The sequence below is a fragment of the Epilithonimonas hominis genome (genome assembly GCF_003730015.1).
In the GTDB taxonomy this organism is placed as follows: Bacteria; Bacteroidota; Bacteroidia; order Flavobacteriales; family Weeksellaceae; genus Epilithonimonas; species Epilithonimonas hominis.
Genome location: NZ_RJTU01000018.1, coordinates 40,831 through 62,195, shown reverse-complemented (window position 1 = coordinate 62,195; position 21,365 = coordinate 40,831). Strand labels below are relative to the sequence as shown.

The 21,365-nt window shown below is 32.4% G+C and carries 25 protein-coding genes; 19 read left to right on the top strand and 6 right to left on the bottom strand.

All coding sequences use genetic code 11. The features are described from left to right. The first annotated feature begins 67 nt into the window (after nt 1-67). The 7 genes from EGH73_RS02920 to EGH73_RS02890 all read left to right on the top strand — a co-directional run bounded on the left by EGH73_RS02920 (nt 68) and on the right by EGH73_RS02890 (nt 5,311). A complete protein-coding gene (locus EGH73_RS02920) occupies nt 68-1,141 on the top strand; it encodes a DUF932 domain-containing protein (RefSeq protein WP_123280612.1) in 1,074 nt (357 codons plus the stop codon). A 55-nt stretch (nt 1,142-1,196) separates the two neighbouring features. Next, nucleotides 1,197-1,634: a hypothetical protein gene (locus EGH73_RS02915; protein ID WP_123280611.1), complete on the top strand. Its 438-nt coding sequence runs from the start codon at nt 1,197-1,199 to the stop codon at nt 1,632-1,634. 45 nt (nt 1,635-1,679) lie between these two features. Then, a complete protein-coding gene (locus EGH73_RS02910; protein WP_123280610.1) occupies nt 1,680-2,237 on the top strand; it encodes a PRTRC system protein E in 558 nt (185 codons plus the stop codon). A gap of 11 nt (nt 2,238-2,248) precedes the next feature. Continuing rightward, nucleotides 2,249-2,467: a PRTRC system protein C gene (locus tag EGH73_RS02905; protein WP_123280609.1), complete on the top strand. Its 219-nt coding sequence runs from the start codon at nt 2,249-2,251 to the stop codon at nt 2,465-2,467. 104 nt (nt 2,468-2,571) lie between these two features. Then, a complete protein-coding gene (locus tag EGH73_RS02900; RefSeq protein WP_123280608.1) occupies nt 2,572-3,723 on the top strand; it encodes a hypothetical protein in 1,152 nt (383 codons plus the stop codon). Between the two features lie 8 nt (nt 3,724-3,731). Further along, complete coding sequence (locus EGH73_RS02895; RefSeq protein ID WP_123280607.1) at nt 3,732-4,451, top strand: PRTRC system protein B; 720 nt, start codon at nt 3,732-3,734, stop codon at nt 4,449-4,451. After that, a complete protein-coding gene (locus EGH73_RS02890) occupies nt 4,451-5,311 on the top strand; it encodes a PRTRC system ThiF family protein (protein WP_123280606.1) in 861 nt (286 codons plus the stop codon). Before EGH73_RS02895 ends, EGH73_RS02890 begins: the two co-directional genes overlap by 1 nt. Nucleotides 5,312-5,487: 176 nt before the next feature. Here the strand turns inward: EGH73_RS02890 and EGH73_RS02885 are convergent, their stop codons facing one another. Then, nucleotides 5,488-5,748: a hypothetical protein gene (locus EGH73_RS02885; protein ID WP_123280605.1), complete on the bottom strand. Its 261-nt coding sequence runs from the start codon at nt 5,746-5,748 to the stop codon at nt 5,488-5,490. 535 nt (nt 5,749-6,283) lie between these two features. On the opposite strand from EGH73_RS02885, the gene EGH73_RS02880 reads away from it, so the two are divergent. The 4 genes from EGH73_RS02880 to EGH73_RS02860 all read left to right on the top strand — a co-directional run bounded on the left by EGH73_RS02880 (nt 6,284) and on the right by EGH73_RS02860 (nt 8,519). Next, nucleotides 6,284-6,631: a DUF7222 domain-containing protein gene (locus tag EGH73_RS02880; protein WP_123280604.1), complete on the top strand. Its 348-nt coding sequence runs from the start codon at nt 6,284-6,286 to the stop codon at nt 6,629-6,631. 83 nt (nt 6,632-6,714) lie between these two features. Beyond that, on the top strand, nt 6,715-7,074 hold the full coding sequence (locus EGH73_RS02875) for a DUF6876 family protein (RefSeq protein ID WP_123280603.1): 360 nt from the start codon (nt 6,715-6,717) through the stop codon (nt 7,072-7,074). Nucleotides 7,075-7,485: 411 nt separating this feature from the next. Then, on the top strand, nt 7,486-7,962 hold the full coding sequence (locus EGH73_RS02865) for a hypothetical protein (RefSeq protein ID WP_123280601.1): 477 nt from the start codon (nt 7,486-7,488) through the stop codon (nt 7,960-7,962). 110 nt (nt 7,963-8,072) lie between these two features. Then, complete coding sequence (locus EGH73_RS02860; RefSeq protein WP_123280600.1) at nt 8,073-8,519, top strand: hypothetical protein; 447 nt, start codon at nt 8,073-8,075, stop codon at nt 8,517-8,519. A 404-nt stretch (nt 8,520-8,923) separates the two neighbouring features. Here EGH73_RS02860 and EGH73_RS02855 read toward each other — a convergent pair whose 3' ends face one another. Genes EGH73_RS02855 through EGH73_RS13975 form a run of 5 tightly spaced genes read right to left on the bottom strand, consistent with a single transcriptional unit; the run spans nt 8,924 to nt 13,881 of the window. Then, nucleotides 8,924-9,775 carry a thiopeptide-type bacteriocin biosynthesis protein gene (locus EGH73_RS02855; protein WP_123280599.1) on the bottom strand — a complete coding sequence of 284 codons (852 nt, stop codon included), beginning with the start codon at nt 9,773-9,775 and terminating at the stop codon, nt 8,924-8,926. Nucleotides 9,776-9,781: 6 nt separating this feature from the next. After that, on the bottom strand, nt 9,782-11,938 hold the full coding sequence (locus EGH73_RS02850) for a lantibiotic dehydratase family protein (RefSeq protein ID WP_123280598.1): 2,157 nt from the start codon (nt 11,936-11,938) through the stop codon (nt 9,782-9,784). Nucleotides 11,939-11,952: 14 nt separating this feature from the next. Continuing rightward, a complete protein-coding gene (locus EGH73_RS02845; RefSeq protein ID WP_245985393.1) occupies nt 11,953-12,153 on the bottom strand; it encodes a prolyl oligopeptidase family serine peptidase in 201 nt (66 codons plus the stop codon). Then, nucleotides 12,114-13,706 (bottom strand): prolyl oligopeptidase family protein, encoded by a 1,593-nt coding sequence (locus tag EGH73_RS02840; RefSeq protein WP_123280595.1) that lies wholly within the window; start codon nt 13,704-13,706, stop codon nt 12,114-12,116. The genes EGH73_RS02845 and EGH73_RS02840 overlap by 40 nt, the downstream gene beginning before the upstream one ends. A 13-nt stretch (nt 13,707-13,719) precedes the next feature. Continuing rightward, a complete protein-coding gene (locus tag EGH73_RS13975; RefSeq protein WP_184808064.1) occupies nt 13,720-13,881 on the bottom strand; it encodes a hypothetical protein in 162 nt (53 codons plus the stop codon). A 197-nt stretch (nt 13,882-14,078) separates the two neighbouring features. On the opposite strand from EGH73_RS13975, the gene EGH73_RS02835 reads away from it, so the two are divergent. The 8 genes from EGH73_RS02835 (at nt 14,079) to EGH73_RS02800 (ending at nt 21,210) form a co-directional block, all read left to right on the top strand. After that, nucleotides 14,079-15,773, top strand: coding sequence for a helix-turn-helix domain-containing protein (locus tag EGH73_RS02835; RefSeq protein ID WP_123280594.1), 1,695 nt, complete (start codon nt 14,079-14,081; stop codon nt 15,771-15,773). 158 nt (nt 15,774-15,931) lie between these two features. After that, nucleotides 15,932-16,123, top strand: a complete 192-nt coding sequence (locus EGH73_RS02830; protein WP_148041676.1) for a hypothetical protein — start codon at nt 15,932-15,934, stop codon at nt 16,121-16,123. 62 nt (nt 16,124-16,185) lie between these two features. Continuing rightward, nucleotides 16,186-16,635, top strand: a complete 450-nt coding sequence (locus EGH73_RS02825) for a glycine-rich domain-containing protein (protein ID WP_123280592.1) — start codon at nt 16,186-16,188, stop codon at nt 16,633-16,635. Continuing rightward, complete coding sequence (locus EGH73_RS02820) at nt 16,632-17,546, top strand: alpha/beta hydrolase family protein (protein WP_123280591.1); 915 nt, start codon at nt 16,632-16,634, stop codon at nt 17,544-17,546. Before EGH73_RS02825 ends, EGH73_RS02820 begins: the two co-directional genes overlap by 4 nt. A gap of 298 nt (nt 17,547-17,844) precedes the next feature. Further along, a complete protein-coding gene (locus EGH73_RS02815; protein WP_123280590.1) occupies nt 17,845-18,678 on the top strand; it encodes a GLPGLI family protein in 834 nt (277 codons plus the stop codon). Nucleotides 18,679-19,019: 341 nt separating this feature from the next. Continuing rightward, complete coding sequence (locus tag EGH73_RS13970) at nt 19,020-19,181, top strand: hypothetical protein (protein ID WP_184808063.1); 162 nt, start codon at nt 19,020-19,022, stop codon at nt 19,179-19,181. A 60-nt stretch (nt 19,182-19,241) separates the two neighbouring features. Continuing rightward, nucleotides 19,242-20,408, top strand: coding sequence for a hypothetical protein (locus tag EGH73_RS02805; protein ID WP_123280588.1), 1,167 nt, complete (start codon nt 19,242-19,244; stop codon nt 20,406-20,408). Continuing rightward, entirely contained in the window at nt 20,389-21,210 is an 822-nt protein-coding gene (locus tag EGH73_RS02800) for a tetratricopeptide repeat protein (RefSeq protein WP_245985390.1), read from the top strand. Before EGH73_RS02805 ends, EGH73_RS02800 begins: the two co-directional genes overlap by 20 nt. Nucleotides 21,211-21,365 lie beyond the last annotated feature (155 nt).

Genomic DNA, 21,365 nt, shown 5'->3' with positions numbered 1-21,365 from the left:
AAACCTCATTCATTAATTCATTCTTTTTTGAAACCTTAAAAATTTAACAACATAAAAATTCAAGACAATGGCACACAATATCAATTTCAATCAGAGAACAGGACGTTATTCATTTTTTAGCGTACAACAAAAAGCGTGGCACGGTTTGGGGCAAATCGTGGAAGATTATCCGACAAGCGAAGAAGCAATAAAATTCGCAGGTTTGGATTATGAAGTGGTAAAATCCCCATTATTTACAAAAGGCTCAACCCTTATCGAAACAGAGGACGGCTTAAAATTAGGAAGTAGCGATTTAGATGTTCCCGACTATTTTGCCAATATCCGTACTGATAACAATGCAGTTTTGGGAGTTGTAGGAAAGGACTACCATATCGTACAGAATTGCGAAGCATTTAGTTTTTTCGATTCTATTGTAGGCAGTAACAAAGGGATTTTGTATGAAACCGCAGGAGCATTGGGCAAAGGAGAACGTATTTTTATCACAGCCAAATTACCCGATTACATCCGTGTTGGCAATGGCGATGATATTACTGAAAAATACATTTTCTTAACGACTTCGCACGATGGAAGCGGAAGCATTACAGCCGCTTTCACGCCTGTAAGAATTGTCTGCCAAAACACGCTGAACGCTTCACTTCGCAATATGACCAATGTGGTCAGAATTAAACATACTTCGGGAGCAAAACAGCGGATTGAGACCGCCCACAAAGTAATGGGATTAGCCAATACGATGAGCAACCAATTGGAGGGAATGTTCAATGAATGGTCAAAAATAAGGATAAGCGATGATGATGTAAAGCAACTCATTCAAGTTTCGCTTTGTCCCAACAAAAAGACCTTGGAATTACTGAAAAAAGGAGACGAGGACGAAGTTTCCACAATGTTTAAAAACACGGTGGAAGATGCCTTTGCCTACGCAATGATGAGCGAAACCCAACAAATGGAAACTACAAAAGGTACTTTGTTCGGAGCGTACAATGCGGTAACAGGTTACTTTCAGAATGTCCGCAAATACAGGGACAACGAGTCCAAATTACAGAGCATTGTAATGGGTGGAACAGCACAACTCAAATCACAGAAAGCGTTTGAATTGTGTACCGCTTTTGTAAAGGACGGTGCAGAAATTTTCAATCTTAATTAAATACAATCAACGGCTACCGCTTTAATCGGTGGTAGCCTTTTTAACAAATTTAACAATGAAAACATCACTCACCCCCACAGAATATTTACTCATAAAAGGAATGACCAACAGCGAATGGGACGACTGCGGATTTGCCATCCTCCACATCACGGACGAATGGAAGAAAACCCAAAAGAAAAGATTGAAAGTCGTAAAATTAGTAGAAAATGACGATGATTTAAAATGGCTGAATTATGCCGATACCAATGTAGAATTTTTCAAATTTTCGGAAGAACATTATCCCGAAGTTGAAGATTGGCTTTCAGAAAGAAGTAGGATTTTCATCGAATTGGAAAAAGATGATTTAAAGAAATTTTCACAACCAGAAAACCGACTTAATTGCTACCAAATGCAGGTTTTTAAAAACGGGAATGCCATTTACAATGCTTTCGGAAAACATACAAGCGAAGAATTTTGGACAGAAGAATTTTCACTGTGGGAACTCACGAAATAAATTTAAAACCATCAACCGACCACCATTAACTATAAACCAAAAATTATGCAAACCAATTTTTTTAGACAGATAGCCAAAATGGGCTTAACAGGAGATTTACAAATCACGCTTCGACCAACAGCAGACAACAGTTTCGTTCTTTCTGTGCTTCTCAATAACGAGCAGTGCGGAGACGATGCGATAAAAACAATTCCGCCTTTGAATTTGAGAGGAACAGCCGAAGATTTGGACAATGGCTTTTTTGAAACCGTTTCCACACCACTACAAACCGCTTCGGGATTAATGGTTGATATGGAAAGTTTTATGAAACAATTAGAAGAAGCCAAAAAGAAATCCGCAATGGAAAAGGAAAAATCTGATAAGGAGAAAAAAGAAAAGGAAGCCAAAGACAAAAAGTACAAAGAAGCCTTTCAAAAAGCGGAGGAACTTGAAAAAGAGGGGAAATACAAAGATGCTTGGTCAGCTTTGCCAAAAATTTCGGAACACCCTTATTTTACAGAGCAAATCCGCAAAAAGCAAGATGAATACGAAAGATATTTTGCACCAAGCCTTTTTACCGAACCAGCCAAAGAAAGTGAACCAATTGCAAACATCCAACCTTAAAAATCAAAGCAATGTTATTAGCCACAAAATTAGAAAGAGTTTTTGTTTTGAAAGACAATAATCAAGAAATAAAACTGACTGACCCCGAACCAAAATGGAGCGTAGAATCTGTGATGAATTTCTATGCGAATACTTATCCAATTTTAACCACGGCAAAAGTTTCCGCACCGCAAATCAAAGAAGATACTGTACAGTACAAATTTGAAAGTGTAATGGGAACGAAAGGATAAAATTTGGTTGATAGTTGATGGTTGTTTGTTTTTAGAATGATAAACTGAACGCTGACAACCATCAACCAACAACCAACAGCCAAAAACAAAAAACAAAAAACAAAATGAATGCAATACAACATCATATCGGGAAAAATACAACTTCCCAAAGAACAAAAACAAAGGTTACTACATCGACAATTAGGCGGATTCATCGAATGGATGAAACAGCCAAAAGATGCGAACGATATACGGAAAGACAGGCTAAAATCCGTACCGATAACAGAACTTCCGATGGTTTTCTGAAATGTACCTTTCTTCCAAAACTGAAAGAAACAGAAACTGCACAGGATTGTAAAAATACAGCTAAAACGGAAAGTGATTTTTATTATTCTCTTTCACGATTGGCAGGGCATTACGGTATTAATCCAAAACCAACACAGGATTTTGGATTCCCTTACAATCTTGCTTTGGCTTTGGACGATGTTCAAAAACAATTAAAAAATAAGGTAAAGAATTGGGAAGAAATCCGATTGATGGAGAACAAAAGCAAAACCTATTTCACAAGCGAGGAACGCTACAATACGGGACAAACTTTGTACTACATTCCTATACTTCCCTTGTACCGATTGTCCAAAAATCCGAAACGGAAACAAGCTGTACAGCTTTTACAATCCGTTTGCTCGTATTTGTACCATATTGCAGAAGTTCCTTACTACCGAAAACAGGACACTTACCTATTTTGGATGTACGAAATGGTAGCGGAATGGCTCATATCCGATGAAGAGAATGAGGAACTTCCCAAATATCAATCTGAAATAAAACAGGCAGAACAGTTGGGCGATTTTATGGGACAGAAAATTTACAGCCACCATAATTTAAGCCGATTAGAAGAATATTTAAACCAATTCAAAATCAAAGATAAATTTGATAAGGATTGTTTTATGTTGGCAAGTAAATTTTTCTCTCTTTACAAGCAATATCCAAATGCTACCATTTACCGAAACTCACAACCCAATGGAGAAGCAGACGAATATGAAAGAGAGAATATTTTATCAATGGACAAGTATGTTTCTTTTTGTGCAGATGCAAAAGGCGAATTATTTCAAAGTCTTTTTGAAACCGTAAACATCGAGTTTCAAGAATGCAACATAATGGAAGAACCAATTATCATCAAAAAATTTGACGGAAGTACACTCACAAATAACAACCTTGATTTTGAAAACCGTTTGTTTCCGTTAATTGAAGAACTTATTTACATTTTGAACAATTTTTAATAGATAAAATGAAAGATATTACACAAAATTTTGGAACACTTTACCACCCGACATCTGCATTGATTTTTTATCAGACCGATAAAAGAAACAGAGATATTTATGTGGAGCATTTTGATATGGACAAAAATGGAAATCCAATCAACGCTCATCCTTTGACCGAAAACGAAGCTAAAATATTGTTAAAAGCATTAAGTCTAAACACAAAAAAGGAAAAAAGTAATGATTTTCTAAAGTCGAAAGGGATTTTGCCAACCAACATTTTACATATCAATCCAAGTGAAAACGGTTCGGTTTTATGGTACACCAAAGCAATGAAACGGCAATTGTATTTTGTTGAAAATTTAGAAATACCCAATGGAATTGCGGAAATCCCTCCAATGCTTTGGTTCGCTAACAGACGAAGTCTAAGTGTTTTTGTTCTTTCTAACAACAGAAGACCGACCGAGAAAACCAAGTTATACCACGCACCATTTTTCAATGTGTATGAAAATGGCAAAGTCTGTATGGGAACGGTGGATGTGAATATTCAAAAATCCGCTTCGGTGGAGGAATTTACGGAGAAGTGGGAAGATTATTTTTTCAATTCTTATTTCAGTCATTTGATGAATGAGCATAATCCGATAAACGGAAACTGTGTCAATCTTTGGAGAAACCTTGTCAATACGGGAAAAATCTTTCCAAAAGAAGTGCTGAAAACCACAAATAAAATCTTAAAAAATTTACTCTGATGAATACAGAATTTGAAACTAAAACAGAAGCAAAACTCGAAATAGAAACTGCCCTAAATAAAGAACCACGACCTAAAGTTCATTTCACGGATAATTATCTGTTAAATCCGACCAATCCAATTTTGGTAAACCTAATTGGAGCAGGCGGAACAGGTTCGCAGGTTTTGACCGCATTGGCAAGAATGAACCACGCTTTAACGGAACTAAATCACGCAGGATTATCCGTAAGATTGTGGGATGATGATGTCATCACAGAAGCGAATTTGGGCAGACAATTGTTTGCGGAAAGTGAATTGGGATTGTATAAATCAGTTGCTTTGATTAATAAAGTTAACCGATTTTTCGGTACGAATTGGAAAGCCGAAACCGTAAAATTTGAAAGGAAAGGATTGAACCAATTGCCCGAAAATGCAAGGGCAAGTATTTATGTTTCCTGTGTGGACAGTGTAAAATCAAGATTTGAAATTGCTGATATTTTGAAAAGTCTGGACAATCGGAGTACTTATTCCAACCGTCCACGTTATTGGATGGATTATGGCAATAATCAATATTCTGGACAAGTTTTGATTTCAACGATTGGAGATATCAGGCAACCCGAATCGGAAAAATACAAAACGGTTGCTAATTTACCTTTTGTAACCGAAGAATTTGGAGAACTTTTAAAACTTTCCGAATTGGAAGATGATACACCGAGTTGCAGTTTAGCGGAAGCACTCGAAAAACAGGATTTGTTTATCAATTCCACTTTGGCACAAATGGGAAGTTCTCTTTTGTGGAATCTTTTCCGAAACGGAACGACTGAAAACAGAGGTTTTTTTCTCAATCTGAAAGATTTCAGAACCCAACCGATTAAGTTGTGATTTTTGCCGTCTGATGAAAATCGGGCGGCAAAAATGCAATTCCTTCCTTTGGTCGGAAACGCATTTTTGCGGTTTAAGCGGATTCAACCCCATTTCAAAAACATTGCCCGGCTTTGGCTTGAGATGTTTTTGAAAAAAGGTTGCAGAGTTTTATTTTATTTCTCTAAATTATTAAGTTATTCAAGCTTATTTCCTAAAAAATTGAAAGGAGGATCTTTTTTCTTCGATGGATGGTTTAAGAACGCTTCGCTTTTATCATCATAAAACTGAACCATATCCTCGATTTCTTTTTTAAAAAGGTAAATTTCTTTTTCAAGAAACATTATTTTTTGTTCCTGCAGGGCAATGAGATTATCCTTCAAAATATTTTTGGACATCACCGATTTCATTTTTAAAAATACATTATTGTAAAGCATCCTTATATCTATTTCCTTCATTTTATACTCTTTTGCAAGAGATGAAATGAGTTGTTTTTCCAGTAATAGTTTTTTTCATAATACCAAACTCTTGTTCTGACAGAACGCTTTCTGACATCCTGAGATACAAATGGTTGGTCATATCAATGACTTCTTGCCGGTAAAATTCTTCTTCTGATAACATAGAATCTTTATGTGTTCCTTTTTTTCAAAGTTACAAAAATCTATTTCTGAATCTTTTTCATTGAATCTGTCTTTGCAAAATATATTCTAAACTTATTGTGATTTCTGACTAACACGGTGTTCGTTTTCAGTTTGCAAAAGTATAAATCCCGTTTCTGCTCAAAAAAATCTTTTTGGGTTTCTATAAAAATTCCTTCAGCAAGCTCCAATCATTTTTTCAGACACTCCTAAATCCTTCGGACAAAAAGATTTTGAACCTTCATTTCATACTTCCATTTCGGTTTTGCTCTGAAACAGGATTTCTATCGTCTTTGGCAAAGAAAAACGAATTACTGATTAGACGAAAATCTATTAACAATTAAATATTTCAATTATGAAAACCAATAAAACACTCTCAGATTTTTTCAACAATTGTTCAAATCCCGAACTCTTCAGAAAAGTATGGAAACAAGGAAATGTTTCATTTGATGAAGTAAAAAAATATCCCAATGATTATTACGCAGCCAATACAGGAGCTGTTCCCGGAATGATTTACTACGCTGATACCTGCAAATTCGCAAAAAAGAATGTTTGGCAAATTCTTGAACAATTATCAGCATTTGAACAAGAAACTGGAGAACCTTTGAAAAAACCATCAGATCCGGAGCAATTGCAAAACTGGTTAACTTGGTTTGCATGGGAAAATATGATGTACGAAATCATCAACTATTTAGAAGAATAAACTGCCGGTTAAATCCGGCTTTCTCATTTATGAAATCATCAAAAAAATCAATTCAAAATCTTAACAATTAAAATTTCAATCTTATGAAAAATCCAAACATTTCAGCCAATGATTTCTACTGTGATTTCACAGGAACAGAACATTATTATTCCTATTTATTAGGCTTGCTTTTAACTGATGGTATCAAAACCATCGCCGAAAAAGAAGAATGCTTTTGGTTCCTTGACGTCATCGCATCGTATCAACTATCTGGAAACCTTAAAAATGAAGAATTCCAAGTTTGGAAACTTGAAAGAGAAGAAGGAAATCAATTCAGAATTTCCGGAACAGATGGTGATGATAATATACTGGCTGAGAAAAACGTTCCTTTCTCCAATTTTTTCTTTCAAGAGTTTACCATTTGGAAAGAAGGTGGTGTCTTATTGCTTCCAAGTGAACATTAATAATCAAAACCTCACGATGTAAAGGTTAATCGTTTTCTGAAAACTTAACAATATGTCAAAAAACGAGGCTGCCAAAAGGCAGCCTCTTGTATTATCGTCCAAAATAAATTTCAAGTAAAAATCTTCTTTACGAACTTTTTTAAAGGGTTCTTGAAGACCAAACAGCCAACGACGATAATAAGCAGGGCAAGAGATATTTTTCTTGCATCATTATTGTCCGTAATAGTACCTATGAACGAAAACAAGAAAATGTAAAACGCCAAGGAACCGTAAATCACAAATTTTATAATTTTTTTCATCACGAATGATTACGCTGTAAAGATAAAAATATTTTCTAAACAATAGTTATATTATTTTAAATTGTTTTAATAGGTAAAAAATAGTATTTTTGCAGGATAGTAAAAACATCTAATGAAAGAGGATACGCAAAAACAGCTTTTTACCGATATTGCAAGACGTAATTTTTATATCAAACAATTTTTTAAGATGAATGAAATTTCTGTTCATCTTTTGGGAGATATGAATAATCCATTGATTGTAAATGATGAAAATATTGTACTGAGTTGCTTTGCCAATAATTTCAATTTGATATTTAAAGATAATTCGTTTGAAGGAAACGAAGTTTTTTCGGTAAAGCTGAAAAATGAAGCTGACTTATGCAAAGACAGGCTGGAATATTGGATAAAAACGGCGAATCATCGTAAAATATATTTGTTCAAATCTGAAGAAGGAATGTATTACAACAGATATGTTAAAGAATACAATGGAAAATTGGCACTGTTCAGCCCTTCAAAAGAGTTGGCATATTACGTTTTCCAAAGACAGAAAGCCGTTGAAATGGTTCAGAATCTGAAAAAAGACAAGATTCATCTTTCAATTGTCTACTAGAATTAAGAAGCGATAATTTCTGAAAATTGAATTATCGCTTTTTAATAATACTTTTGTGAATAATTATTTTTTGCCCTCGGGCAAGTTGGCTAATTAAAATGTGAATAATTATGGGTGCTAAAAAAGCAACAAAGAATATGTTGGTGAAAACCGATAAGGTTTTGATTGACAAATTTAAAATATACAGTTTCACTTACTACAAAGACAATGGATTGTTATCGTTGTTTTCATTCCGTCACTTTCTCGTGTTGGCTCTTCTCAATATTGAGAAGAAATTTCTAAAAAAATACAAATCCATCGAATCTCCGAACGAACAGTATCTGAATTTTTACAAAAAGAGAGGGACGAAAATTCATAGTTTGAAAGAAGAAAGAATTTTGGAAAGTATTAATTTTTTGCTTCCTATGAAGTATGCCCAGCTTTTTTATGATCTGATGCATACTTATTATATCAATGAAAAGTCTGATTCTTCCAGTTATTCAATTTCGATGTTCTTTGAGTTTATTGTTTCCTTTTTGAAGCAAAATGAGTTGACGTTTTTTGAAGTTGAAATGTAATTCAACATTTCGGTAATTGCACAATTCAATAATTCAACAAATCAATATTTCTATTCTTGAATAATTGTGGAATTATGGAAATACATATTTGCAGTAAGCTGTAAATCCATAAGAATGGATTTCAATAAATATATAATTGTTGAAATCTACCATTCAACATTTCCATAATTAAATATTTGTATAATGCTGTAAATCAATCATTCAATAAAAGTTGAGTACAATAATTATATAATTCTACAACTGTATTTTCCTGTAATCATATATCTTGCAAGAGATGAAAAATTGTTATAAGTGGGGTTTTAAAATTGATTTTTTTGGAGGTGCAAGATGTCCTTTTGGACGTCCATTTTCTGCAAAAATGAATGTCAAAAGAGTATCTTGCCTTTTTACAAAAGGAGGAAAAGTTAGAAATGATTAGGAATAGCAAGTCTCGTTTTGTTTTCTCTGAGCAAAAAATCGTAAATAATCATCTCAAACAACCGCTGGTTGGAGTGGAAAATTCTGTTGATGTGCATATGAAATATGCTTTGAAAAAAAGTATAAAGTGAAACTTGCAATGAGTTATCTGATTGCAACAGAAGTAATTTTTCAAGAATTTTTTCTGATTTTGCCAAGTTGAGTAAAATGAGATTTCTGAATTCTTCAAAGTCTTCGGAATGTAGAAAATCTTCATATTTTGATTTGAATGCTGCATACTTTTTAACTAACTGATTTTTCAACTGTTTGTCAGCGTTAAATTCTGCCTTAAAGGCACTGTCAATACTTAACAGCCAATTTGCTTTTTCAGTTTCAGACCATTTCAGTTTTGACAGGAAATTATTGATGTAGAAAACAGACATCATCAACTTTTCTTCATCATCACAACCCAAGAGATTTAATACCAAATCACTGCTGTAACTAAAAAGACTTTCGGCATAATCAATGGTGTTGAAACCATATCTTTCGAGTTCACGAACATAAGTGTCCAGCAGAAAACTTATAATTTCTCCGGAAGCTAAAAATTCTTGTAGTTCTAAATTTATTTTCTCCAAAACAATATCGAGTGAAGAACGCCTACAAAGTAAAAAACGTAATCTTATATGTGGCTTCGGGTCGCTGTAGCGGATGAAAAACCATTTTTCAATGAGGTTTTCTTGCTTCAGATTTTCGACTAACTGAGTAGCTGTTTCTTGTAAAATAAGATCCGAAGTCTTAGCGCCGGAATAGATTTTTATGTAAAGCCATTCCGCTCCCGGCAGAAATTTTCTCGTAATCATCGGTAATTATATGTTTTTATAAAGTGGAAATATAAACTGATGAACAAAATTTTCCTCCTCATCACAAAGAAATTCCTCAATGATGATTTCTTTTTTATTTTTTATGGAGGAAAGGAACATCGTGAGCATTTCTGGATTTTTAAGATTAATGACCAAAGTATTGTCGCCATATACCAGTTGAATCCATTGTGGGATTTGTCTGATGTTTCTAAAATCTTCCATTCGCTCATTGAGTAATTCTGTTTCTCCGTTCTTTAATAAAAGGAAGAAACCCTTCATTTCATCAGAATAAATTTTCCATCTTGCTTTTGAAAGAATTATGTTTTCATATTCCACTCTTGGCAAAAAGTCGTAAATGTGAGCTAACCCTCCCCAATCAAAATTAAGTCCGGGTCGAAGATTCTGAGAGCCAAAGTCACATAAAAAATGATAGAGAGGTAAACTGTTTGCAGAATAATTATGAGCATTGGTAAGATAAGGTTTCACTTCTCGGTTATGTTTTTTTGAACGTAAAACCAGCTTGTTATTTTTTACCGAAACATATAAATCATCAACCGAAATTTGATTTTCTTTCGGTAAAATTGATTTAGCCAAATAAGGAATTTCGTAAGGTCTCAAAATAGGTCTTCTGACAACATTGCCTATTCTGGATTCGGGAAGATGCAGGATTTCTGCCAAAATACAATCTGCATTTAGCTCTTGTTCTTTAGAGGTAATTTCTTTAGCCAACTTTTGAATGTCGGCTTTGTCTGAGCAGAATCTCGCCAGTAATCGGGCTGCATTTCCACTACAGTTTCCTAAAAAGAGTTGTTGCTCACGGTTTCCGGAAATAATTTCTGCCATAAAAGAAAGTGTATCCGGTAAATCCGTCCAGTTTTCTTCAAATTTTTCAAAGTCTTTGTCGGTAAGTTGTATGGTAAAACATTTTTGCAAATAAGCAGATTGAAGTTTTCTGTTGAGGATAGCCCTTATTTCATCTAATTCTATTTTTAAATCTTGTTTTGCATTAGAAGGAATTTTCAAATCATCAAGATAAGAATGAAGCGACTGAGACGTGAGATTTTGTATGTAACCAATACCAACTTCCGTGTCTAAAGCATAAGCCAGCGAAACTTCCTGAGTGTCGAATCTATCAAGAAATGCTGTCTTAAATTTTTCTAAATGAGTATTTTTATTCGGAAGCGTAATTTTATTCAAAAAAGAAATTCCTTTTTTTAGCTGTTTTTTCCAGATGTAAGAGAGACTAGCCGCATTTTGATAATAAAGGTCTGTTTGGAAAAGATATTTTTGCTCGTATTCTATTTCCGTATTACGGATAAGTTTTTCAATTTCGGAATATGCTGAAGTCGGATTTCCTAAATTGACGTCCAGTTCTTTTATTCTATTTTGAATACAAGTAAGAAAATCTCTCTCTTTAAAAGCATTAATTCTGTTCAGAATGGAAATTATTGAATCTAAAAAATCAATCCCGGAAACTGTTGGTTCCAATTCACTGACTAAAATCTGATTAGTAATTAGCTCGTTGACGTAGTCTACTGCTTCAGATTCTGAAATATCCTCCGTAATAAGTGTACGAGCCAACTCTTTAATCGTTTTTCCCGATTCTGATTTAATCAGAATTTGTTCTAGCTCGTCGGAAAAAATTGCTGAAGAAAGCACATAATTTCTTTTGCCGTTATTACTTTCAAACTCCACGTAGCGAATTTTCTTACCAATTCTGTAAATACTATTGTTAGGAAAGAACAAGACCTCATTTCTGATGTGCGGAAGTGAGAGTAAATGATTGGACAAAGAGAAAAGAAAGTGCATATCTGCTTTTGTATCTCTTAATTTTTGTCCGTTGGAAAATAATAATGATTGCTCATCAAATTTTGCAAGACCAACGCCTGAAAACAACCCGAATGGTGTACTTCGGGTACTCATTCTGATAAAATATTTCAGAAGTGCATTGTTTAATTTTGCTTTGCTATTAGATTTTTCAATTTCTTCATATAAAATTGGCGAAGCCAAATAAATAGCTTCTTTGAAAACCTTTTCCTCAAAATTTTTTTGCAGAGCTCCAGTATCAGTATTATCTGAAAAGATTTTTTTTAGTTCCAAAACAGAAAACAACGGAGTTCTGACAATGAAATTGTCAAAAAATGTGTATGGAAATCTTGCCATTTGTGTATTAAAGATTATTCTTTGGGCTGGTAATCGGGATGTCCCAATTGCCAAAACGTATAAGCGAAAATCAGTGAATTCCTTTCGTGGATTTTGAGAACCGGATCTTCTATTCTGTGTCCGGAATCCATATCGACTTTTAGCAAAACTGGGTTTGATGAATTTGTGAAAGATTTCATTTTGGCTGCAAACTTTGCTGATTGCCAAGGTGCAATTCTCGTATCATGTATTCCTGTGAGAATAAGCGCAGAAGGATATTTTGTACCTTTATTTCGCCAAATGCCCCATAACCATAAATAATAGTCGGTGCCTGTCCATTTTTTTTGAGATTCTTATGATAATCTAAGGTCAGCGGAACATGTTCTCCATCGTGGGATTTTACGGTTATTTCTTCAGCAATTATGTCCTTAAATTCGGGATAATCGACAAGAGGAGTCATACTTTCGAGTTCAAACGAATTGGTTTCTGCGATGTATCTGAACCTTTTTTCTTCGCTTGTCCAGCCGGAACAGCTTATCCAAATATCCGAAAAGTCTTTCCCTTTTGCCTGCAAATTAATGCTACCGGAAACATAAGGAAGTTTAATCTGTCTTTCTTTACCATTGTTAAAATGGTAAAGTTTGGCTTCCACACCATTTTTGACCGTAGTGTAATAAATGCCGTCTCTGGTAAGTAAAAACTGAAAAATGACTTCATCTTTTCTTTCCGGAACAATGATTTTTGGTTCTTGAAACCGAGGGTTTTCAATATCTGCTTGGCATAATTTGAGATTGGGAGAGTTTTTACCGGACAAATAGTACAGTTCTTTTCCATACAATCTGATGCTGGTAATTTTATCCTCTTTTCCGTATAAAGGCTTCCAGTTTTTCTTTCCGTCCAGCAAATCTTCTTTTTTAATAATAAAGGTTTGTCTGTAATCTTCGACATCTACCAAAATCCCGATGTAATAAGGGTCGTTTTTATTGAAAGCCAACACGACAGGATATTTTTCTTCTGCAATAGGCAAATCCGGATTGTTGTCTTTGGAAAACACAACATTCCTATTTTCTGGATTTGTACCGAGTTTATATAAAATTGACTTTGTGTTTTTGGCAAATGTTTTAGCATTGCCACCAGTTTCGGGATAGTAAACATAAAAGAAACCGCTGCTGTCAGACAGCCAATTGATTCCTCCAATGGATGATGGTTTTGTCTGGGTAATCACATTGGGAAGTATTTTTTTACTTCCCACATCAATAACGACTATTTCAGACATTTCTTTTCCTTTCTCCGAAAGGGAAACGGCTGTTTTCCTCCCATCCCAGCTTGGGCTGATGGTATTTATAACAAATTCATGTTTAGAAAAATCTCCCACATTTTGAGCAGGAGATTGATAATAAGTAGGATCATACAATAGTTGTTCTGCACCTCTAAACCCTTTTCTAAAGTAAACTTTAGCTGTTTCTCCTGCATTTCTTTTAATGTAGAAGAAGTCGTCGTTGGCTGTAATTTTGAGATTAGAGGCAGCAAAACCTGTTCTTTTCTCTAATTCTAACCTTTTTTCAAGGTAGCGGTTTTTGTTTGGGATTTTATTCAGAATATCATCTGAATTTTTCGTTTCCTCTGTCATCCAACTTATGACAGCAGAATCCTTTAAATCTTCAAGGTTTCTGAATTCGTCCACAATATTACCGTTATTGCCCACTTTTGATTGGGCTATGCTTTTTTCCTTAGCACTTAATGTGATAACAGAAAAAACTGTAACAATGAAGCCGAATGTTTTCTGCATAAATCAGATTACTTTAATTGGTACCGATTGTATATACAGTTTCCTTTGGAGTACTTCCATTGTCTGGATTTTCACAATTTTGCTTAGTAGAATCGCCACCTTTTATGTTGTTTAACTTTGCAATCTGAATTTTTTTTAAAGATAGCTTCTTTTGGTTCTTGCCTTTATTTTTCATTTTAGTAAAATTTTGACACAAAGGACTGAGTTCCTAATGAAGAAAAAAAAACAAATATTTATAAATTTATAAATCTATAAATATTTGTTTTTAATTAATTGGTCTTCCTTGTTCAAGGAAACATTTAATAATCTTGCTATTTTTCTTTGTAAAGATTATATGTAAATTTATAATCTCAAAAAAAAATATTAATTTTAATGAGACACATTATTGCCATACTCTTTTCCTTTATCTCTATGTTTTTATTTTCTCAAAATACGAAAATATCTCAGAGATTAAGTTATGTTGAGATGAATAAATTAATTCAAGATTATTATTCAAAGAATGAAATTGACAAAGTAAGAGAAACATCCAAAATTTATCTTGACAAATCAAAAAGAGAAAACAATATAAATAAAATTGCAGAAGGATATGTATTGGTTGGCTTTTCAGAAGAATTTCCTAAAAGTCTTACCTATATTGACTCACTTAAAATGATCTCTTCAAAATTATCTAATCAAGAAGCATATCCTGCAAGAGTATACCTTTTGAAAGGAAAACTCTATGATCAAAACGATAAGAGAACTGAAGCACTCCAAAATTATTTGGAAGGATTGAAATATGCTAAACAGAAAAATGATGAAAGACAAATTGAGTTTGCAGAAATCAGAATTGCTTATTTGAATAACTTTATCGGAAATCATCAGGAAGCTGCAAAATCGCTTAGCAAGATTCTTCATAACTCTAGCTATTTAACAAATCTCGAAAGACAAGAAGTTCATTTGAATTTGGCAGAAACCTATTTGGATTTGAATAAATTAGATTCTGCCAAAACAATGATTTTAGAAGGTTTAGAACTTAATTCTAACAATAAAAAATCCCGTTTTTATAATGCTTATCTCTCTTCTTTTGGTGTTTATAATTTAAAAGCAAGAAATTATCAAAATGCCATTAATACATTTAACCAGTGTATGGATTTCTTCGTTAAAGGTGATGATAAACGGGAAATCAATTATTCTTTAATGTATCTGGGAGAATCTTATATTGGCCTGAATAAAATAGACAAAGCAATTACATATTTTACAAAGCTGGATTCAATTGTAATAAAGGACAAATACACTTTTCCAGAATTGAAAAATGTATACTCCTTTTTAATAGATTTTTATAAAGAGAATGGGGATAATGAGAAGCAGCTTTACTATGTAGAAAGACTTTTGGATATTAATAAATACTTAGATACTGATTTCAAATATGTTTCCAGAGAACTTCCTAAACAGTATGACACTGCCCAATTGATAGAACAGAGAGAAAAGATTCTGAAAGAACTTAAAACAACAAAGTTTACGTCTATATTATTGGTTTTCTTGCTTTTAATTGTAATGATTTTTTCGGGAATACTTTATAGAATGGCTAAAAAGAGAGAAAAAAAATACATAATTCGAGCGCAGGAACTGTTAAAGTCACTTGAAGAGTTTAAAAATAAACCAGAAGCTATTCCTACGGCTCCTATTGAAATACCTGTATTGAATGGAAAGGAGAAGAAAAAATTCAAACCGGTTTCGCAAGATGTTTATTCAGCCATTATTAACGGTCTGACTGATTTTGAAAATAATAAGGGATTTTTAGAAAAAGGTATTACTTTAAACATTCTGTCTAAAGCACTCAATACCAATTCTACATATTTATCCGATGTTATTAATACGCATAAACAGAAAAATTTCGCAAGCTATTTGAACGAGTTAAGAATTAACTATGCAATTAAGCAACTTGCGGAAAACAAAAAACTGCGTTCCTATAAAATCAGTAGTATTGCTGAAGAGTTAGGATATAACAATGAGCAAGCTTTTACAATAGCTTTCAAAAGACAAACAGGGACCACCGTTAGTACATATATCACGGAGATAAACTCTTAAATAGTTTATTTTCAATTGTTTTGTAAAATTCCATTTATAGATTTATAAATCTATAAATGGAATTTTTTATTGGAATAAGTTTAAATTCTACGTTTGCTCTATAATAAAAAGCGGAATCCGAAAAGCTAATGAGTAGGAAAATATTTAATTTTTTAGTTATGAATACTAAAGATAACAAGAAAAAGAAAGTTATTGATGATTTGTTAAAGAAAAAAATCGAGGGTTTAAAAGGGATTTATGGCGGTGTCGCTTGTACAGTTCCTCCTAAACCGATTGTTATTACACAATGCTACATATGCACAGTAACTCCTCCACAAAATCCTGGTGGTGGAACTACCGGGCAGGCGTAAAAATCTTTCATTAAACTATGAAGGAATGGAACTAATTCATTCCTTCATAAATTTCAACTATTATGGAAAAAAGTTTAAATGATGTACTTGCTTATAAAAATGAAGATGTTGTTGACCGTTTTTTGATGATGTATGACATTGAGCAGAAAGAGGCCTCAAAAATATTTAATGAAACATTAAAATGGCTTTGGTTAGGAAATAAAATTGATGGTGTTTTTATTGATGATTCTACATTAATCATTGATGAAATGTGGCATAACTTTATTTTATTCACACAAGATTACGAAAACTTTTGTATGAATCATTTTGGAAGGTACATACACCATCAACCTGAAAAAAGAAAGAAAGGAGAATGGTATAATGATTCATTTAATATAGAAGAGCATAAAAATAAACTTGAAAAATTATACGAAGGGGTTTACGATTATCTGGGAGAAAAAACTTTGTTAACTTGGTATGAAGAATTCCCTGAAAAATATTCTATTGAAAACATAAAAAGACTGCGAAGATGAAAAGACTATTTTACTTGTATTTACTGTTTCTGTCAGGGTTATTCAACTCACAAAACTCATTGGTTAACCTTGAACAGACATTTCCAGAGAAGTTTGAGGAATATATCATAAAAAATAAAAATGGAAAATCTGTTTATAAGGAAGAGTATAAATATCTCGACTCTGTTAATATTTATGGATACAATTATCAGTCTTATGATAATCTCAAAATAAGAGGTTTTTTAATAGAGCCAAAAGCCAAAGGTACATATCCTGTAATTATTTTCAATCGAGGAGGAAACAAAGAATTGGGAGCAGTAACAATACCAACACTTACGAATTTTTTATCAAAAATAGCGGCTAAAGGGTTTGTAGTTATCGGTTCACAATTGAGAGGAAGTGGACGAAGTGAAGGAAAAGATGAATTTGGGGGAAAAGATATTGGAGATGTTCTGGAAATATTTGAGGTTATTAATCATCAAAACAACGCAGATTCTAATAAGATCGGGATGTTGGGAGTTAGCAGAGGTTCAATGACCAATTTTTTGTTGCTAAAAGAAACGGATAAAGTAAAAGCAAATGTTACAATTGGAGGAATTGCGGATTTAAACCAGAAGGACAGACCGGAAATGTACGAGCTTTATAAAGAACTCATCCCCGATTTTGACAAAAATCCCCAAAAAGAATTGGACAAACGCTCTTCATTGTTAGCTATACCATTAATAAAAAACAAACAGTTGAAAAATTTTATTATTCACGGGGCTAATGATGAAAGAGTTAATGTCAACAATGCTTTTTTATTGTTTGAGAAATTGAAATCGAATAATTTCTCCACAAGACTATTAGTCTATGAGGATGCCAATCACGGCATAAACAACAATACAGACAATTTGATAAGCCAAATAATACATTATTTTAAAGAAACGCTGTAAGTGGTTCGATACCAGCTATTTTTTTTAATTATTGGCATAAATTTATAAATCTATAAAGTATTTGTTGTGATTTCTGATGTTAACGTTTTAGATTTATCGGTAGAAAAAATAATAAAAGCGGCATCCGAAAAGCTGGAGTATACAAAAGGACAATATCAATGTTTGTAAAAATTGTGAGTTTCGCTATATCTGCACTGACTGTCGAGTTTATGTAGAAGATGATAATGATATATTTTCGAAACCATTAAAGTGTAATTATAATCCGTTTACAGGAGAATTCAAATAAAATTTAAAAAAAATGCATAAAACAATCATATTAATATTACTGTTTTTATTTACTACTAATATTACAAATGCACAAGAATATTATTTCTATTATCAAGTAAAGTATAAAAAAAATATACCGGATAAAATTTTCACTGAAGATATGCTATTAATCAGCGATGGTAATTCATCAAGATTTTCATCTGTTAAACAATTTAGAAGCGACTCAATTCTTAATTCGGGTATAAAAAGGAAATCAAATTTTGGCTATGGTGATATTCATTCAATCATCACAAAAACTTACAGCAATTCTAATGTTGTTAAAGTTACCAATTTATTAACAAACGACTATGAAGTAACGACTAAAGAAAATTTCAATTGGAAAATAACTAATGAGAAGAAAATAACGGATATCTACAATTGTCAAAAAGCAATTCTTGAATATGGAGGTAGAAGTTGGGAAGCTTGGTTTACTAATGATATTGCTATCCAAGACGGTCCATTTAAATTTCACGGATTGCCAGGGTTAATAACCTATATAAAAGATAGAAAGGACAATTACATAGTCGAACTTTATAAAGTTGAAAAAAGAAATAAAAAAGAATTCAATTACACGTTTTCTCAAAATAATAAAATTCAAGTCAGCCAAAAAAAACTTTTCAAAATTTTTATAGAATATTATCAAGACCCTTTCAGAGAATGGAAATTTGGAGATGGAGAAGTCGAAATGACATTTAGTGATAAGGATGGAAACAAAATTAAACCAGATTATAGACAGATGACTCTTGATGAACGAGAAATGTTAATTAAAAATAACAATCCAATGAATCTCTCTGAAAAGATTAATTATCCTAAAAATTCAAAGTAAACATTCAAATATTTGAAAAGTTTCGATTTTATAAACATCTTATGCCAAACACTGCAGTTCCACTTTCTTACGGATTGTAAGTAAATATTACGGTAAAATCAATCCTAAAATTTTTAATAAAACTAAAACCTAAGATGGTTTCAGTAATATTTTATAAAAACAATAAACTGTAAATAGTTTATTATCTGCTTGTTAAAAACATTTTTTCTATAGATTTATAAATCTATAAAAAGTATTTTAGATTTTTATTTTCATCGCCCATATTTTTGCTCGTATCAAACAGCGGTATCCGAAAAGCTAAAAGAGTAGGAAACTATCAAAAATTTTCAACGATGAAAAAAATGACTTTAAGCGACCTTAAAAAAGGGAAATTATCCCAAAAAGTTATTGGTAATTCAAGCTCAATTAAAGGTGGGCTTATGGCGGCAATTGAAGAATATTGCCACCCGACCAAATGTACTGCCGATGACCCTAACGGAACCAGAGGTTACGGTAAACTTTAAATTGCTTTAATCAGGAAAGTACTATTTAACGATAGTGCTTTTTTTTAGACTCAAATTTTTATGGAGATTAATAATTTTGTAATAGATTATCAGAAAATAGTCGATGAATTAAGTCAATTTTCGGATACAATTAAGTATTTATTGTATGAACAAGATAGTGACGTTTTTGAAAACTTTGATTTTGATCAGGAATATTTGGAGCCTTCTTTATTTTATCATTTCTTTAGAAGCAAAGTCAGTCATAACTATAATAATTATACTCAATACATTATTGACAAATATATTGGTAGCTCTCCAGTGAGTTATAATATTGATGTGGATTGTTTTTCCAATGCTTTTGTTCCCCAAAAAGGCTTTGTGGAAAATTTGAAAACAGATAAAGTCACTTACAACAAAGGACAATTATATTTACCAAATGGAGATTTATTAGATATAATTCCAAATAAATTTATAAGTAACTCAAATATTAGACTTAATTCGGTAGTTCCTTATATTCTACATCAATATCATCCTGCAAACTTTGAACATAGTATTTTAGAAATTCAGAAAGATATATATCAGTACTTAAATAAAGCTTATGATAATCTTTCAGCCTATTCTCCGGAATTTTCTAAATTATTGAATGCTGTTACAAAAGAAATTTCTGTTTTTGACCTTCCTAAAACGCCATCATTTGCCTCCATAAATTATTTTGGAACTTCGTTTATTAACATCAATGAAAGAAAATTGAATGAGGTGCTTTTTATGGATGAAATTGCCCATCAATCAGGTCATTCAATATTCACTTTGCTTACCAGAGATAGAGAAAATTATTTTTTGTATCCTCCGGATACATCGCTAAAAGACTTTACAGGATTTAACGGAGAAGGGAGAACTCTATATGGTGCATTTCACAGTATGTTTACCTTATGTACAATTATTAATACCCTTTACGCTTTTTTATCTAAAGGAAATCCACAGGAAAATATGAAAGTAGAACTGTATGGTAGAATTGGATTTTATTTAGATAAGCTTATCTATGATATAGATACCTTTTCAATACTTAAAATATTTACTTCTGAAGGAAAACAATTTTATCAAATGTTTGCAGCAAATATGTCAGACTATTCACAATTAGAGAACGGATTATTTCTAAAATTCAATTATGATAATCAGGGCTATTTATTTTCAGCAGAAGGTTTTATGGACTCAAACAAACATATTCTTGATGAAATATACGTTTTTTAGATTATTCTTTTTATTTATAAGCATAGTTTCCTATTCACAAGAACCGAACAAGGATGAGATATATAATAAGTATCTGAGAAACGGTGCTTATAAATATTCATATTACCGGCCGGAATATCAAACTTATATTGATTCTGCTCTTGTTTTACTTCCTGAAAATGCTTTTTTGTGGCAGCAGAAAGCAATGCCTTATTTCAAAAGGAAAAAATATGAAGTGGGAATGCAGTATATAGATAAAGCAGTAATGTATGACGATAAATATGATAAGTATCTTGCTTATCGTGCATTTATTAAGTGTATTTTCCAGAAAAACTACAAGGAAGCGATCAATGATTTCGACCTCTTGATTAGCCATTACCAAAAAGGTCTTATTATGGATCATTACTATTATTTTTATAGAGGATTAAGCTATCTCCAATTAAACAGATACGAAGAAGCAAAAGAAAATTTAAAATTATCAATCAAAATAAATACGGATAATAATGTTTTGCCACATTATCTTGAGTTATTTTATATGGGAATCATCTATTATGAGCAAGGAAATTTCCCAGAAGCAATTAAATATTTTGATCAAAGTTTACTACAATATTCTGATTTTTCGGATGCGCAATTTTATAAAGGAGAAACCTATTATTTTCTGAATCAGAAAAAAGATGCTTTGGAATGGTTCATCAAAGCCAAGGAAAATTTAGACAAAGGATATAGCATCAATGAAGATAATGCTGCGTACGAAGACTATCCCTATCAAATAAAAAAATGGATGATTAAAAATTACTTTGACATCCTAAATTATCAGCAATAGATTTTATATACCTTGAAAAAATAAAAATAAATTCTATTTTTAACAAGTTTCAATACCCTTATTATCAGCACGTTAAAAACATTTTTTTATCGATTTATAAATCTATAAAAAGTTGTTTTTGAAAAAAATATTAGCTCTTTTATATTTGACAGAAA

Bases quoted from the DNA above. Each gene is read 5' to 3' on its own strand.
- EGH73_RS02920 (WP_123280612.1), top strand. From the start codon at position 68: ATGGCACACAATATCAATTTCAATCAGAGAACAGGACGTTATTCATTT.
- EGH73_RS02915 (WP_123280611.1), top strand. From the start codon at position 1,197: ATGAAAACATCACTCACCCCCACAGAATATTTACTCATAAAAGGAATG.
- EGH73_RS02910 (WP_123280610.1), top strand. From the start codon at position 1,680: ATGCAAACCAATTTTTTTAGACAGATAGCCAAAATGGGCTTAACAGGA.
- EGH73_RS02905 (WP_123280609.1), top strand. From the start codon at position 2,249: ATGTTATTAGCCACAAAATTAGAAAGAGTTTTTGTTTTGAAAGACAAT.
- EGH73_RS02900 (WP_123280608.1), top strand. From the start codon at position 2,572: ATGAATGCAATACAACATCATATCGGGAAAAATACAACTTCCCAAAGA.
- EGH73_RS02895 (WP_123280607.1), top strand. From the start codon at position 3,732: ATGAAAGATATTACACAAAATTTTGGAACACTTTACCACCCGACATCT.
- EGH73_RS02890 (WP_123280606.1), top strand. From the start codon at position 4,451: ATGAATACAGAATTTGAAACTAAAACAGAAGCAAAACTCGAAATAGAA.
- EGH73_RS02885 (WP_123280605.1), bottom strand. From the start codon at position 5,748: ATGAAGGAAATAGATATAAGGATGCTTTACAATAATGTATTTTTAAAA.
- EGH73_RS02880 (WP_123280604.1), top strand. From the start codon at position 6,284: ATGAAAACCAATAAAACACTCTCAGATTTTTTCAACAATTGTTCAAAT.
- EGH73_RS02875 (WP_123280603.1), top strand. From the start codon at position 6,715: ATGAAAAATCCAAACATTTCAGCCAATGATTTCTACTGTGATTTCACA.
- EGH73_RS02865 (WP_123280601.1), top strand. From the start codon at position 7,486: ATGAAAGAGGATACGCAAAAACAGCTTTTTACCGATATTGCAAGACGT.
- EGH73_RS02860 (WP_123280600.1), top strand. From the start codon at position 8,073: ATGGGTGCTAAAAAAGCAACAAAGAATATGTTGGTGAAAACCGATAAG.
- EGH73_RS02855 (WP_123280599.1), bottom strand. From the start codon at position 9,775: ATGATTACGAGAAAATTTCTGCCGGGAGCGGAATGGCTTTACATAAAA.
- EGH73_RS02850 (WP_123280598.1), bottom strand. From the start codon at position 11,938: ATGGCAAGATTTCCATACACATTTTTTGACAATTTCATTGTCAGAACT.
- EGH73_RS02840 (WP_123280595.1), bottom strand. From the start codon at position 13,706: ATGCAGAAAACATTCGGCTTCATTGTTACAGTTTTTTCTGTTATCACA.
- EGH73_RS13975 (WP_184808064.1), bottom strand. From the start codon at position 13,881: ATGAAAAATAAAGGCAAGAACCAAAAGAAGCTATCTTTAAAAAAAATT.
- EGH73_RS02835 (WP_123280594.1), top strand. From the start codon at position 14,079: ATGAGACACATTATTGCCATACTCTTTTCCTTTATCTCTATGTTTTTA.
- EGH73_RS02830 (WP_148041676.1), top strand. From the start codon at position 15,932: ATGAATACTAAAGATAACAAGAAAAAGAAAGTTATTGATGATTTGTTA.
- EGH73_RS02825 (WP_123280592.1), top strand. From the start codon at position 16,186: ATGGAAAAAAGTTTAAATGATGTACTTGCTTATAAAAATGAAGATGTT.
- EGH73_RS02820 (WP_123280591.1), top strand. From the start codon at position 16,632: ATGAAAAGACTATTTTACTTGTATTTACTGTTTCTGTCAGGGTTATTC.
- EGH73_RS02815 (WP_123280590.1), top strand. From the start codon at position 17,845: ATGCATAAAACAATCATATTAATATTACTGTTTTTATTTACTACTAAT.
- EGH73_RS13970 (WP_184808063.1), top strand. From the start codon at position 19,020: ATGACTTTAAGCGACCTTAAAAAAGGGAAATTATCCCAAAAAGTTATT.
- EGH73_RS02805 (WP_123280588.1), top strand. From the start codon at position 19,242: ATGGAGATTAATAATTTTGTAATAGATTATCAGAAAATAGTCGATGAA.
- EGH73_RS02800 (WP_245985390.1), top strand. From the start codon at position 20,389: ATGAAATATACGTTTTTTAGATTATTCTTTTTATTTATAAGCATAGTT.